Origin of the sequence: Chryseobacterium culicis (assembly GCF_002979755.1) — a bacterium.
Classification (GTDB): domain Bacteria; phylum Bacteroidota; class Bacteroidia; order Flavobacteriales; family Weeksellaceae; genus Chryseobacterium; species Chryseobacterium culicis_A.
In genome coordinates, this window is record NZ_PCPP01000001.1 from 1,388,266 (window position 1) to 1,403,268 (window position 15,003).

The window sequence follows — 15,003 nt, forward strand, 5'->3', positions numbered from 1 at the left end:
AAGCGATTTAACATGAAAAAAATAATAATAACAACAGCTCTATTGGCTTTCACATTCTTTTATTCGCAGAAGAATCAGAATTATTTAGAGATCAGCTACGGAAGTGTATGCTGTGGTCCTGCATCTGATAAACCTGTCATGAGCTTTCTGAAAGAATTTAAGAATAAAAGCCAGATAAAAAGCATGGAAATCCTGATCCAAAAAGGAAGAGGCAGAGAGGGCGAATATACATTATATGTAGGCACTGATTTTCTTACCAAGAATCAGAAAAAAAGACTGGTAAGAGGATTAACAGCTGCTGTTTCCAACCAGAACAACAATAAGAAAAGTCAAAGTGTGGGAAATGTTTTCTTTGATTCCACAGCTGTTGTTACACAATCTGAACTTGCAGACGTAAAAAATTTAACTATCTATAAAAAATAAAGGAAAAATGATCAAAAACATTGTAGTTATCGGAGCGGGAACCATGGGAAATGGTATTGCACATACTTTCGCACAAAGCGGTTTTAAAGTAAATCTTGTAGACGTATCCCAGGACGCTTTGGACAGAGGTTTAAAAACCATTACTACCAATCTTGACAGAATCATTGCAAAAGGAAACCTTACAGAGGAGCAAAAAGCTGAAACACTGGGTAACATCACTACTTTTACAGCATTGAATGATGCCGCAGGTTCTGCTGATCTTATTGTGGAAGCTGCTACGGAAAATCTAGATCTTAAACTGAAGATTTTCGGTCAGATGGATGAACTGGCTCCTGCCAACTGTATTCTTGCAACCAACACCTCATCTATATCTATTACAAAAATTGCTGCAGCTACGAAAAGAGCTGATAAAGTAATTGGGATGCACTTCATGAACCCGGTTCCTATTATGAAACTGGTAGAAATTATCAAAGGATATTCTACTTCCAAAGAGACTTTTGATTCCATTTATGAAATGAGCAAAACATTGGGTAAAGTTCCTGTAGAAGTAAATGATTATCCTGGTTTTGTAGCCAACAGAATTTTAATGCCTATGATCAATGAGTCTATTGAAACACTTTATAACGGTGTGGCTGGTGTAGAAGAAATTGATACGGTTATGAAATTGGGAATGGCTCATCCGATGGGTCCTCTTCAGCTTGCAGACTTTATCGGTCTTGATGTATGTCTTGCGATCCTGAATGTGATGTATGACGGTTTCAAAAATCCTAAATACGCTCCGAACCCATTGCTTGTAAATATGGTGACAGCCGGAAAATTGGGTGTAAAATCAGGAGAAGGGTTTTACGATTATTCTGAAAGCAAAAAAGCTGAAAAAGTTTCAAAAATGTTTTTGAAGTAATCTTAAATCAATAATTTTAATTATCTTTGAGAAAGTTAAAACATTAAAAAAATGAAATTACCAAAGTTTTTATTAGCAGATAATTCGGAATTTCCAGAGGATCTATTCGTGGTTCATACAGAATATCCAAGATTTATCTTAAACGTTGAGGAAGAAGAAGTTGAGTGGTTAGATGATCTTGAAGGTGATGATGAAGAAACGATGGCAGACGAGGCTACTAAAGTAGTAGAAGCAGCGTTCAAATGGTGCGACGAAGAATTGGCTAAGTACGACGAAGAAGAGGAAGATTAATAACACTCTAAACATAAAAAAGGAACTCAATTGAGTTCCTTTTGTTTTTTTATTCTGATTTTGTGAATTTCAATAGTAAAAGATTGTCTTTATACAATTCTAAAGTATTTCCGGAAATCACATATTTGTTTGCTTTTCCCATCATATCCATAAAATTCTGCTCTACTCCGATGTTGTTGCACATCATTTTTGTAGATCCCATTTGTCCTGCAGTAAAACTTCCAGTAGACGGATCTATTGTAGCCGCTCCGAAATAGTTATTACATCCTGCATTTCCTGTGATCTTCTCTCCTTCAATGTTCAATGTTGGAACTTTACCTTTTACCGTTTCAGCCAAAGTCCATTTGGTATTGGTAAGAACAGGCTGAGCTTTCCCTACTTTAGACGCAGACGGACTTGTCATTGATCCACAAGAAGCTAATACTGCAGCGGTACATATACTTAAAAAAAGATTTTTCATTTTTTTCTTTTTGAATTAACCCAAATTTACGGAAATTATATTATTTAAACGGGTTGCCAAGAATTTTATTATTCTTTAACAGTTGATATTTTGAATATTTTTCCGGTCTAATTGTAGGAATAAAAAGCATTATTCATTATCATAACTGGTATTCTAAAGCTTAAAAGTTGGAAAACGCAAAGACGCAAATAATTTTAATGAGGAACGCTTCTAAGACACAGGGATTTTATCTTTGATAAAATTTCAACAGTAATTTTGTCATTCTGAAAAAATCTATATTATACTTAGTATCTGAAAACGTACTGCGCCGAGACTCCTACGGAGTGACAAAGATTGTGGATAGACCGCTACCGAATCATAAGAAAATATGCAATAAAACACAATTCAATAGGAACGGGCTTTAGCCCGTTTTTGCTTACAACCAATATTCAATGGGCTTTAGCCGAAACTTACTATATGAATACATTTTCTTAAAAGATTAAAAACAAAAAAAAACGGACTTTTTTTAAGTCCGTTTTAGTTATAATGAAATAAGTATTTTCAAGTATTAAGATCTCAACTCTGCGTTGAATTCTTTCTGGAAAGCTTTAATCAGAGAGTCCATTACTTCGGTAATCTCTTTTTCTTCCAGTGTTTTTTCTTCATTTAACAGCTCAAAGCTCATAGCATAAGACTTCTTACCTTCAGGAAGATTTTTCCCTTCATACACGTCGAACAGGTTGATGCTCTTAATGAACGAAGATTTATTCTTTTTAGCAGTCTGATATAAATCCTGATAGTTTACATTTTTATCAATCAGTAAAGCTAAGTCTCTTCTGATTTTGTTGAATTTCGGAATGTCTTTGAATTTCAATTCATTTTTAGAACGCAATTCCTGAGCATATTCCAGTTCAATTTCTGCATAGAAACACTCCTGATCAATATCAAAGTCTTTTAGCAAAGCTGGAGCTACTTTTCCGATTCTTACCAACGTTTTACCTTCTGCCTCATATGCCAAAGCATCAGAGAATCTGTCATCAGATAGAGCAACTTCTTTGTAATCTACCGCAAGTCTTTCCAATAAAACTTTTACATACGCTTTAAGGTTATAGAAACTTACAGCAGACTTTGGCTGAAGCCAGTTTTCGGAAACATCTCTTCCGGAAACCAATAATGCCAATTGTTTTCTTTCTTCGTATTTATCTTTTTTGTGATAAATTTTTCCTAATTCGAAGAATTTAATATCCTGATTCTTTCTGTTGATGTTATAAACTGTATTCTGAAGAAGTCCTTCCAATAAAGACTTTCTCATGAACGCCAAATCACCGCTTAAAGGATTCAATAGTTTTACCGCATCCGTTTCATCTTTTACAGAAGTCAATGAATTGTTCATGACTTCATTGAAGCCAATGCTTTGTAAAGTTCTTGCCCAGTTATTTTCCAGTTCATCCTGATCGTTAGTACTCAGCTTAACCGGCGTAAATGAAAACTTCTGTGGCGCATCAATTTTATTGTATCCGTAGATTCTTAAAATCTCTTCAATCACATCAATTTCTCTTGTTACATCTGCTCTGTAAGCAGGAACAGAGATTTCAAAACCGTTAGGAATTTCATTTAATACCTGAATTTCCAACGCTTTTAAGATTTCCTTTACTTTTTCTCTGTGAATCTTTGTTCCTAAAATCTGCTCAATTTTAGAGAATCTGATAATCACATAGTTATCTTCTATTTTCTTAGGATATTCTTCCAGTAACTCTCCCACTAATTTTCCTTCAGCAATTTCCTGAATCATTTTAATAGCGTGAGTGATGGCTGTTCTTGTAAGGTTCGGGTCTACTCCTCTTTCAAATCTGAAAGAAGCATCGGTATTCAAGCTGTGCGCTTTAGCTCCTTTTCTTACAGCAATCGGATTGAAGTAAGCACTTTCAAGGAATATTGTTTTCGTTGTTTCAGATACTCCTGAATTCTCACCACCAAATACTCCGGCAATGCACATTGGCTTATCTTTACCGTCTTTGATCATGATTTCAGAACCATTCAATGTTCTTTCAACACCATCTAAAGTAGTGAACTTTGTTCCCGGCTTTACAACCCCTACTTTCACTTTCTTATCTGCAATTTTATCAGCATCAAAGGCGTGAAGCGGCTGTCCGTACCCGTGAAGAATATAGTTGGTAATATCTACAACATTATTGATTGGGCTAAGTCCAATGGCTTTCAGTCTGTCTTTTAACCAAGATGGAGATTCTGCAACTTTCACGTTTTCAATAACAGCTCCGATGTATCTTGGACACAATTCAGCATCTTCAATTTCCAGTTTGAAATCATGAGTTCCCTCATTATTCAAAACTTCAGAAGCTACTTTATTGAATTGAGATTTCAATTGATTGGTAGAAAGATAGGCATGTAAATCTCTGGCAACACCATAGTGAGACATAGCATCCGTTCTGTTGGGTGTTAATCCGATTTCAAAAACCTCATCATTGGTAAGCTCAAAATAGTCAGCGAAGTTTTTCCCCACTTCATATTTGGTTTCATCCAGCACCATGATTCCTCCGTGATCTTCGCTAAGACCTAATTCATCTTCTGCACAGATCATTCCCTGAGAAACCTCTCCTCTGATTTTTGCTTCTTTAATTTCAAAAAAGTTTCCGGTTTTGTCATAGATTTTAGTTCCGACAACGGCTACAGGAACAGTTTGTCCTGCATCTACATTAGGAGCTCCGCAAACAATGTTCAACACTTTTCCGTTTCCTACGTCTACTGTTGTCTTCTTCAGTTTGTCAGCATTAGGATGTTTTTCGCAAGTCAGTACTTTACCTACAACCATTCCTTCCAGGCTGCCTCTTACACTTTCAAATTTATCTATCCCTTCAACCTCAAGACCAATATCTGTAAGGAATTCACCGATTCTTTCAGTTTTTGATTCCGTTTTTACAAAGTCCTTCAGCCAGTTGTTTGATATTTTCATTTGTTAATCTATCTACTTATTTAATTCGTCAGATGAGTTATAAGAGTTCACCTGCTCTATTTTGAAACTTTTATTTGAAATTCCACACCTTATTCCGGTATGATTTTTCGAGCTACAAATGTCGTGTTTTTTTGAGAAATAGAGAAATTTAGAAGCGATTTTAAGATAATAAATTTTCGTTAATCCTTCTGTTACGGATTCGGGAATCTATTGGGCCAACGGTCTTACGATCTTCTTCAGGCTGTCAGAAAATAATACCAACCCTCCGGCCATCATGATAATATCTTTCAAAACCAAACGTCCTGCTCCTGACAGATAGGGAAAGCCATACTGAGGAGTCGTATAATCTCCACCCAGATTGGGTACATATACTTCCGGCGTTGTTATGAGGAATGATAGCGTGACGAATGACATTAAAAATGTTAAAACACCTCCAACGGCTCCTATTTTAGGAAACCAGATTCCTAACAGCACCAAAAATCCGATTACAACAATCATTGATCCCAAACCATAGGAAAAGGTATACGTTCTGTTTTCCTTATGCCAGTCGATATTTTTCTGGATCACTTTTCCTTCAGGATTTTTATACAGAGTATATTCTGCAACAAGCTTTTTATCTTCATTGAAAACTTTATGATCTGCATTTTTGTAAAAGAAACTCATCAAAGGGCTATTGGCAACGAAAGGGACAATTCCATCCGCTTCATAATGAAATGCCTTTAAACCTCCAATCCAGGCCATAACAATGAAAATTGAAATTCTTAGAAAATTGAAAAAGTAAGTATCCAATTGTAATAAACGGTGGTAAATACGGTTGTTCTGCATGTGATTTATTTTTTACCAAAGGTATTCACATGCTTACCGCTCCAACATAGATATTTGAGGACATTACATGGACATTTTCGCCACTACCGAGATTCCTACTTTTTCTCTGTATTTCTTTGGGGAACATCCTACCGATTTTTTGAAATACCTGCTGAAGTAAAACTCATCTGCAAAGCCAAGTTCCGAAGCAATTTCTTTGACAGATCTGTAGGTTAAATGCAACAGTTTTTTAGATTCAAGAATAATTCTTTCATTAATAATCTGAGTAGGTGTTTTGGTAAATTCCTTCTTTACCGCTTTACTTAATGTATTATTGGTGATGCTCAGTTTGTCACTGTAAAAAGAAAGTTCTTTTTCATTTTTAAAATGGGTTTCCAACAGTTTCTGAAATTCTGCAGCATTTTTATTAGGTAGCTTATCATGAGAAACTGCAGTGTTTTCCATACTGCTTTTCTGTTTACTTCCAATAGCAAGAATAAGCTGGATATAGGTTTTGATAATGGATTCAGAGAACGGATGTTTTTCAGATTCTTCTTTTTCAATATGATTAAATAGCTCAAGAATATAATGATAGTTTTTCTCTGACAATTCAATGCCTGGGTTGAGATAAATATTATTGAAAAGCAATCCGTTGCATGCTACCTCTTCTTTATGATATTCTATACAGTAATAATCACCATGAAAGAAAAGCATATGCATAGTCTCATCAGATTCCGAAGCCAGTTTAACCTTCTGGTAAGGGGAAAGAAACAGAATATTATATCCGCTGTACGAATAGTTGATATCATCTACAGAGAAAACACCAGCTCCTTTCCACAGAATGACACTATAGTTTTCCGTAGTCAATTCTGAAGGAAAATCTGAGGTATGATAAGACTGTATTTTTATTTTCATGATGAGCAATTTTAAACACTAATGACACTAATAACCCACAAATAACACGATCCGTATGGTTCCCATTTGTGATTTTTGTGAAAAAATTTGTGTAATTCGTGTTTTAAACAAAAAACATATTTTCTATTCTTTCAGGAATTACCAATATTCCATAAAAACAAAAGCCGGAAAATTCCGGCTTTCTATTATTTGTGATCTTAATCTTACAATCCGATTACCGGCATTGATAACATTAAGATATTTTCATTTTCTTCAAGACCGTCAAGAGGTTCGATGATCCCAGGTCTGTTAGGTTGAGACATTTTCATAGTGATATCATCCGATCCTAAGATTGTCAGCATTTCAGTTAAGAATTTAGAGCTGAACCCGATATTGATATCTTCTCCGTTGTAATCACAAGGAATCTGCATATCTGCTTTGTTTGCATATTCAGTATCTTCTGCATGAAGGTGAAGAATATTTCCGGAAAGCTTGAATCTTACCTGGTTGGTAGATTTATTAGACATGATAGATGCTCTTTTGATCGCTCCTAGTAATAAGTTTCTGTTGATTGTCAATACATTTGGATTTTCTTTTGGAATTACCGCTGTATAATTAGGATATTTTCCGTCAATCAGTCTACAGATCCAGATATGCTTACCAAAAGTAAACTTAGCCATATTCTCATTGAAGTCGATGGTAACGTCTTCATTGGAACTAGCCAAAATATTTTTGAAAATGTTAAGAGGCTTTTTAGGCATGATAAACTCCATCGGTTCGGCATTCATCAGATCTGCTCTTTTGTACACCACCAATCTGTGGGAGTCTGTAGAAACGAAATTGGTTTCGTTTTCTCCAAACTGGAAAAGAACTCCTGTCATTACCGGACGAAGAGAGTCGTTACTTGTAGCGAATAGTGTGTTTGTCAAAGCTTCAGACAATACTCCTGCCGGCATCGTTACGCTTTGTGAAGCGTCAAATTCTGGCAATTCAGGATAGTCATCAGCATTGTCTAATGCTACTGCGAAATTATCTTTTTCATCTAAAATCTCAAGCTGGCTTCCCGTTCCTTCCGCATTGTCTTTTACAACAAATGTTAAAGGCTGTTCACCATATGTCTTGATAAAATCCTGAAAAATTTTAGCAGGAACAGCAAATTTACCTGTATCATCAGACTTTACTTCCAGAGAAGTAACAAGAGTTGTCTCGCCGTCAGATGCTGTAATGGTAACATTATTTCCGTCTAATTCAAAAAGATAGTTTTCTAAAATCGGTCTCGATTGAGAGCTTGATATTACGCCACTTACAGTTTGCAACGCCTTCTGCAGTTCACCACTTGAAATAATAAATTTCATAGATTTATAAAATAAGTTTCTACAAATATAATAAATAGATACAACAAAGAAAAGAATAATATAGAGGAGTTTTTCACAAAGATCCTTAATTTGTTTTGAGCCTTGACATTATGCTTGTATTTCTTGGGAGATTCATTTTTTTATCAAAATACAAAGACTATCTTTGTCTGAAAAGTTCAAAATCATGCAAAAACCTCCTATCCATAAAAGTTTTCTCAATGCTTTCAGGGGTATTTTTCTGATGATTAAAACGGAAAGAAATTTCCAGATTGAACTTTTAGTATTTTTTGTGAATCTCTTTTTTATTTTTTATTTCAGACTGAGTAATACAGATGCAGCATTGGTTTTCATCGCTTCATTTGCTGTTTTAAGTGCCGAAATTTTCAATACAGCCATTGAAAAGATCTGTGATATCATTCAACCTAATTTCGACAAAAGAATCGGCTTTATTAAAGATATTTCCGCTGGAGCTGTAATGCTGACAGCCATTGCATCCGTGATTGTCGGAATTCTGGTGTACTGGAAATATATTTTTTAGCTGAGCTGGAAGAAAGAAGCCGGGAGTTGGACATTTTAAACCACCCCGTCAAAAATTCTTTGAATTTTTGCCACCCCTCCGAGGGAGGGGAATGTCACATCTTCAGTTCAAACAATTGTAAAGGCAAGAGATTTTTCTGCGTTTTATTTCACAGCAATTAAGATATCAACTTCTGCATCTGACGGATTTTGTGCTTTTTCTCCATAGATTTCAAAATCGGCTGTAAATATTCTTCCTAAATCCATTTGCCAGATTTCCATCCATTCATTGATCACAAGATCTTTTGACAGATCTCCTTTTGCGGTAAATTTCACATATGCTCCACCCTCAAAAGAATAGCCTACCATTCCTTCCGGAATAGTGTCAAGATTTTCTACTTTACATCCAAGAACTGTGGTATAAGGCCTGGTATGGTCTTTTTCGTAATCCGTATAGATGGAGTAAATAGTACGGTCTACTTTATTCGGAATTGCATTGAGAATATCCTCGCTTATCATTTTTTCCCATAATACCGGAATATCTTTTCCTGCCTGTCCATTCTCATTAGTGGTTCTTACTGAAATACCGATTACCTTAAAAGGTTCTACTTTCACGTTATTCATTTCTTGATTTTTTGTTATAAGACAAAGATAAGGACAGGTTGTGACAAGGGTATGTCAGTAGTATTGGTGTATTTTAAGTTTTGGCTAAAGCCGTGGATTTGTGTTTTATGGAAAGGGTGGGCTAAAGCCCACCCCTATTGAATGCAATTTGTCCTGTAAATTTGAATAGTAACGTTTGTTGAGTTTGTTTCGCTTTGCTCGCAATGACTATTTTCCCACATAAATAAATCCATTCTTTCCGGATTTAAAAACTGTTTCTATCCTTTTATAATCATCCACTTCGTATTCATCTGCCTGAAGAATTTCTGCTTCTGTCACTTCAAAAAGTACTCCTTCTATCTGATCGTTGTCATTTCCTGAAAACTCCAAAACCGGATGGTATTTCTGACCGCTTTTTCGCAGCACTTCCGGATCTGTAATTTCAAGCATATTTAATCTGTAGCCGGATAAAATATCTTTTTCACCTTGTAAAAGTCTTCCAAAGTTTTCCAATTGAACCTGTTCTTTCTGCAGGGTTCCGTAAGAAAATAAATGCGGCATTATAAATGTTTTTCAATGATTGGGATTGCGATTTCGGCCATCATTCCATAGCCTTTTTCATTAGGGTGTACACCGTCTGCTGAAAGCAGAATCTCTTTATCATCCAGAAAAGCAGAATAAAAATCAATATACGTCAAAGAGTCTTCGGCTGCAATATTTTTCAGAATCTGATTATAAGCAACGACATCTTCATTGATTCTTTTTTTACCAGAACTCACCACAACTCCATCTATTTTTTGAGAGAAAGGAAGAATGCTTACAAGATAAATCTCATTGGAGAATCGTCTGGCATATTCAACAGCTTTTTTAATATTGTTTCTAAATTTTTCAGGATTTACCATCTGTATTCCCTCCTTCACAGCCAGATCATTGGCTCCATAGCTTAGAAAAACAATATTTCCATCAGGGGAATTTCTTGCGTCTAATTCGTGAGGAATTCTTTTCAGTAAGCCTTCCGTAGTTTCTCCTCCTATTCCGAGATTGAAGAGAATCAGTTCATCTCCATTTCCTTCGTGAAATTGCTGTAAGGCATATCTTTTCAAAATATCTACCCAACCTCCAAAAACACCATCATATTCCCCATAGGTAATGCTGTCACCAAAGAACAGCCCGTAAATAATTTTCTTCATTCCACTTTTATTGTTTCCTGTTTTGTTGAAGTAAAAGTATTAAGAAAAAATTATTTAATGATTATCAACCGTTGAATTTATAGGAATCTATGCTGAATTTTTATTTGAACCATTAAGATTTTGTAAGGAGTGAAGAATAGTTAAGCGAACAGCTGAAGCTATTATTAAGCAGACTGCTTTATTCATCGCTGATGAATCTTAACTTGCCTTAAAATCTTTACTGTTCTTAATGGTTTAAATATATACTGCTTTTTGACGCAAAGATTTTATTGCTATCCGCTTGATTCCAGAAAGCAAAGAAAGAATCAACAAGTTGATTTTATGAAGCTGATGTAACACAATAATTATAAAATTATTGAACCATTAAGATTTTGTAAGGAGTGAAGAATAGTTAAGGGAACAGCTGAAGCTATTATGAAGCAAAACCCTTTATTCATCAGCAATGAATCTTAACTTGTCTTAAAAACTTTACTATTCTTAATGGTTTAAGGTTTTTCTAATTACTCATTGCTCATTATTCCATCTTCAATGTAATATTGGTATGCGACTGTATAATTTCCACAAGGATTTCAAAAAGGGACTGTCCTTTTCCTTCAATCAAATCATCTAATTTCTGTTGAATCAGTTCTATATTGAATGGTTTTCCCTGTTTGATTTTATTTTCATAAAATTCACGGGTGGCGGTAAAGCCCAGGTCTTCTTTTGATTTCTGTGATTCTTTCCAGATGATTTCAATTTCTTCTTTGTTTTCAAATACTCCGAAACCACCGTATAGAATATCATCAAAGCCATCCAGCGTTCCTACTTTCCAATCCGTATCTTTCATCAGAACATTGGAAACTTCTTCATAGAAACCTCCTAAAGACGAAAAATGACCGCCATGGATGACGATCATTTTTCTTGTATTATTATTTGAAGTATTCAACTCCATTTTTAAATATGTTGTGATAATTCGCGGTAGGTATATTTTTCATAAGACCTTCTGCAAATCGTTCCGGGTGGCCCATTCTTCCGTAGATTTTTCCACATGGGCTCGTAACTCCTTCGATTCCGAATAATGAGTTATTCGGGTTGAACGGCATCCCGTGGGCGATGTTTCCATCAAAGTCTATATATTGGGTTGCAATCTGCCCATTTTCATACAGCTTTTTGATCTCTTCTTCTGAAGCCATGAAACGTCCTTCTCCGTGAGAAATCGGAATAGTGAAAGTCTGACCTTTCATTCCTTTTAACCAAGGGCTTTCATCATTCACTACCTGTACAGTTACCATCTGAGAGATGTGTCTTCTGATAGCATTGTGAGCTAATGTAGGAGAGTTTTCATCCAGATCTTTGATTCTTCCGTAAGGCAACAATCCTGACTTCACAAGCGCCTGGAATCCGTTACAGATCCCAATGATCATTCCGTCTCTGTCTAATAATTCATGAACTGCATTTTTCATTTTCTCGTTTTTCAGAACGTTAACAATGAATTTTGCAGAACCATCCGGCTCGTCCCCTGCGGAGAAACCTCCTGAGAATGCCAGAATCTGAGAAGTTCTGATCTCTTCAACCCAAGCATCAATGCTTTCATCCAGTAACTGGTGGTTGATATTGATCAAAGGTAAGCTGCTTACTACAGCACCTTCTTTCTGGAATGCATTCAGCGTATCATACTCACAGTTGGTTCCCGGGAATACCGGAGCAAAAACTTTAGGCTGTGCGATTCCGTGTTTTTTAATGATAATATTTCTTGGGTGGATTGAGTTTGATTTTTCATCAATTTCAACCGTGATCTTTTCTTTTTCTATTGTTGGGAAAAGATTCTCGAATGTATTGGTATTAGCAGCTACAAGATCTACGATATTGGATTCAAGACCGTTGATTTTTACCATACCAGAATCTTTTACTTCTCCGATCAACTGAAGAGTAGCAAAGCTTAATTCTTCTTTTGCTTCAATGATTAAGCTACCGATATTTTTAGCTAATACTACATTTTCATCAGCATTAACCTCAGCACCTAATCTGTTTCCGAAGCTCATTTTTGCTAATGCTACCGCAAGACCTCCTTCTTTCACTGTTTTCACAGAAACGATTTTTCCTGCTTTGATGTTTTCGAAAATGAATTCAAAAACGTCTTTTAAAGCATTATAGTTTGGAAGTCCGCTTTCCTGAGCAACATGATTGAAGAAATACAGTTTGTTTCCTGCATTTTTCAGTTCAGGAGAGATGATATTTTCTTTATCTCCGTTGGCACATGCAAAAGAAATCAGGGTGGGTGGTACATTCAGATCCTGATATGTTCCACTCATGGAATCTTTACCTCCGATCGCCGCAAGACCTAAATTGATCTGAGCATCATAAGCTCCTAAAAGTGAAGCTAAAGGTTTCCCCCATTTCTCAGGATTCTGCCCTAATTTTTCGAAATATTCCTGGAAGCTTAGTCTGATGTTTTTATAATCACCTCCCATGGCAACAATCTTCGCAACACTTTCTACTACAGCATATGATGATCCTAACAGTGAGTTTTGTTTTGAAATTTCAGCATCAAATCCCCAGCTCGCCAAAGAAACAGTTTTAATATCTTTTGCTCCTAAAATCGGTAGTGTCTGCACACTTCCTTCCATTAAGGTCTGCTGATATTTTCCACCTAAAGGCATCGCTACTGTAGTCGCTCCAATGGAAGAGTCAAACATTTCCAATAGCCCTTTTTGGGAAGCTACATTTTTATCTTTTAAGATGTTCAGGAAGTTTTCTGCGTTGAAAGCTTTCGTTTCTTCTTTTACGTCTTCAAGGTGAGTGATTTTCACTTCCTGAGATTTTGAACATCCGTTGGTGTCTAAGAAAGCTCTTGAAAGGTCTACAATTTTGTCTCCTTTCCAGAACATCTGCATTCTTCCGGAATCTGTCACTTTTGCCACTTCTACAGCAACAATGTTTTCAGCTTCACAGAATTTGATGAATTTTTCTTTATCCTGAGGATCTACAACTACCGCCATTCTTTCCTGAGATTCAGAAATAGCCAGTTCGGTTCCGTTTAATCCTTCATATTTTAATGGTAATACATCAAGGTTCACTTCTAAAGAGTCTGCAATCTCACCGATCGCTACAGAAACTCCTCCTGCTCCGAAGTCATTTGACTTTTTAATCAGCTTCGTTACTTCAGGGTTTCTGAACAGTCTCTGAATTTTACGTTCTTCTACCGCATTTCCTTTCTGAACTTCAGAACTCATAGTGTGGATTGAAGTCTCGTCCTGCTCTTTTGAGCTTCCGCTTGCTCCTCCTACTCCGTCACGACCTGTTGCTCCTCCTAAAATGATAATTGAATCACCATTTTCAGGTTTCTCACGTCTTACCCAATCTACAGGAACAGCTCCGGTAACGAAACCTACTTCCATTCTTTTCGCCTTATACCCTTCGTCATAGATTTCAGAAACCATTGTGGTAGCAAGACCAATCTGGTTACCATAAGATGAATATCCGTTGGCTGCCTGTTTTGTAATCGTTTTCTGAGGTAATTTCCCTGGTAATGTTTGGTCTACTGATTCTAAAACGTCTGCAGCCCCTGTTAATCTCATCGCCTGGAAAACGAAAGATCTTCCGGATAATGGATCTCTGATAGCTCCTCCCAAACACGTTGATGCTCCACCAAACGGTTCAATTTCTGTAGGGTGATTGTGTGTTTCGTTTTTGAATAATAAATACCAAGGTTCTTTTTTACCATCATATTCAGCTTCGATCTGGATGGTACATGCATTAATCTCATCAGAAATGACAAGGTTATCCAGATTCCCTGTTTTATGGAAATATTTACCACATACTGTTGCCAGATCCATTAGGGAAATTGGCTTCAGCTCACGGCCTAAGAATTTTCTTTTTTCGATATAATCATTGAAGATCGTTTCCAATGTATGTTTGAACTGACCTTCAAACTGAATGTCTGACAATTCTGTTTCAAAAGTCGTGTGACGACAGTGGTCACTCCAATATGTGTCTAATACTTTTAGTTCTGTTTCCGTAGGATTTCTCTCTTCAGTCTTGAAATATTCCTGAATGAATTTCAGGTCATCCAATCCTAATGCAAAACCATGATTGTTATAGAAACTTTCAAGTTCAGCATCATTGAAATTGATGAAATTTTCGTGGATGATCACTTTTGACGGGGTTTCATCTGCAGGAATATCCAAAATAGATAAGTCTTTTTCCTGAGATTCCACTTTGTTGATCAAAAGATCCTTGATTTTAACCAAGTCAGCTTCAGAAACTCCTTCAAATTCGATTAATTTTCCACTTCTTACTTTTGATTTTTCATTTTCTGTCAGTAAAGCGATACACTGCTGTGCAGAATCTGCTCTCTGATCATACTGACCAGGCAAAAATTCCATTCCGAAATGAATTGTTTTTGCAGGGTTTTCTGTATGTAAAATATCAGTAACAGGGTCTACGAAAGTGTTGTTCACCACTTTTTCAAATTCTCCTTCATTCAAATTGAAAATATCATATACATTGTATACTTTCACGCTTTGAACTGCCGGAACCACCGCTTTTACTTCATCAAAAATTTTTGGACTTTCAACATCGAAAATTCCTCTTTTTTCTACGAAAATTCTTTTGTTATTAGACATTAGATGTCAGAT

General features: G+C 36.1%; 14 protein-coding genes. 4 read left to right on the forward strand and 10 right to left on the reverse strand.

Features of this window, described 5'->3' with window-relative positions; genetic code table 11:
• The first annotated feature begins 12 nt into the window (after positions 1 to 12).
• From CQ022_RS06480 to CQ022_RS06490, 3 genes are read left to right on the forward strand one after another with little or no spacing between them, the layout of a single operon-like run.
• A complete protein-coding gene (locus tag CQ022_RS06480) occupies positions 13 to 423 on the forward strand; it encodes a hypothetical protein (protein WP_105680641.1) in 411 nt (136 codons plus the stop codon).
• A 10-nt stretch (positions 424 to 433) separates the two neighbouring features.
• Positions 434 to 1,324 (forward strand): 3-hydroxybutyryl-CoA dehydrogenase, encoded by an 891-nt coding sequence (locus CQ022_RS06485; RefSeq protein WP_185126801.1) that lies wholly within the window; start codon positions 434 to 436, stop codon positions 1,322 to 1,324.
• 51 nt (positions 1,325 to 1,375) lie between these two features.
• A complete protein-coding gene (locus CQ022_RS06490) occupies positions 1,376 to 1,615 on the forward strand; it encodes a hypothetical protein (RefSeq protein ID WP_002977986.1) in 240 nt (79 codons plus the stop codon).
• Between the two features lie 49 nt (positions 1,616 to 1,664).
• On the opposite strand, the gene CQ022_RS06495 is transcribed toward CQ022_RS06490, so the two are convergent.
• The 5 genes from CQ022_RS06495 to dnaN form a co-directional block, all read right to left on the reverse strand.
• Complete coding sequence (locus CQ022_RS06495) at positions 1,665 to 2,075, reverse strand: META domain-containing protein (protein WP_105680643.1); 411 nt, start codon at positions 2,073 to 2,075, stop codon at positions 1,665 to 1,667.
• A 547-nt stretch (positions 2,076 to 2,622) separates the two neighbouring features.
• A complete protein-coding gene (gene pheT / locus CQ022_RS06500) occupies positions 2,623 to 5,025 on the reverse strand; it encodes a phenylalanine--tRNA ligase subunit beta (protein WP_105680644.1) in 2,403 nt (800 codons plus the stop codon).
• A 207-nt stretch (positions 5,026 to 5,232) separates the two neighbouring features.
• A complete protein-coding gene (locus CQ022_RS06505) occupies positions 5,233 to 5,850 on the reverse strand; it encodes a DUF417 family protein (protein ID WP_105680645.1) in 618 nt (205 codons plus the stop codon).
• 63 nt (positions 5,851 to 5,913) lie between these two features.
• On the reverse strand, positions 5,914 to 6,744 hold the full coding sequence (locus CQ022_RS06510; RefSeq protein ID WP_105680646.1) for an AraC family transcriptional regulator: 831 nt from the start codon (positions 6,742 to 6,744) through the stop codon (positions 5,914 to 5,916).
• Positions 6,745 to 6,947: 203 nt separating this feature from the next.
• The gene (dnaN, locus tag CQ022_RS06515) at positions 6,948 to 8,078 is read right to left on the reverse strand and encodes a DNA polymerase III subunit beta (protein ID WP_034699704.1); all 1,131 of its coding nucleotides are present in this window, start codon (positions 8,076 to 8,078) and stop codon (positions 6,948 to 6,950) included.
• 184 nt (positions 8,079 to 8,262) lie between these two features.
• On the opposite strand from dnaN, the gene CQ022_RS06520 reads away from it, so the two are divergent.
• On the forward strand, positions 8,263 to 8,616 hold the full coding sequence (locus CQ022_RS06520; protein WP_105680647.1) for a diacylglycerol kinase family protein: 354 nt from the start codon (positions 8,263 to 8,265) through the stop codon (positions 8,614 to 8,616).
• Positions 8,617 to 8,759: 143 nt separating this feature from the next.
• On the opposite strand, the gene CQ022_RS06525 is transcribed toward CQ022_RS06520, so the two are convergent.
• From CQ022_RS06525 to CQ022_RS06545, 5 genes are all read right to left on the reverse strand, one after another.
• Entirely contained in the window at positions 8,760 to 9,218 is a 459-nt protein-coding gene (locus CQ022_RS06525; protein WP_105680648.1) for a GyrI-like domain-containing protein, read from the reverse strand.
• A 207-nt stretch (positions 9,219 to 9,425) separates the two neighbouring features.
• The gene (locus CQ022_RS06530) at positions 9,426 to 9,758 is read right to left on the reverse strand and encodes a gamma-glutamylcyclotransferase family protein (protein WP_105680649.1); all 333 of its coding nucleotides are present in this window, start codon (positions 9,756 to 9,758) and stop codon (positions 9,426 to 9,428) included.
• Entirely contained in the window at positions 9,758 to 10,387 is a 630-nt protein-coding gene (locus tag CQ022_RS06535; RefSeq protein WP_105680650.1) for an SGNH/GDSL hydrolase family protein, read from the reverse strand. The genes CQ022_RS06530 and CQ022_RS06535 overlap by 1 nt, the downstream gene beginning before the upstream one ends.
• A gap of 514 nt (positions 10,388 to 10,901) precedes the next feature.
• The gene (locus CQ022_RS06540) at positions 10,902 to 11,318 is read right to left on the reverse strand and encodes a ribonuclease inhibitor (RefSeq protein WP_105680651.1); all 417 of its coding nucleotides are present in this window, start codon (positions 11,316 to 11,318) and stop codon (positions 10,902 to 10,904) included.
• Positions 11,296 to 14,991 carry a phosphoribosylformylglycinamidine synthase gene (locus CQ022_RS06545; RefSeq protein ID WP_105680652.1) on the reverse strand — a complete coding sequence of 1,232 codons (3,696 nt, stop codon included), beginning with the start codon at positions 14,989 to 14,991 and terminating at the stop codon, positions 11,296 to 11,298. Before CQ022_RS06545 ends, CQ022_RS06540 begins: the two co-directional genes overlap by 23 nt.
• Positions 14,992 to 15,003: the final 12 nt, after the last annotated feature.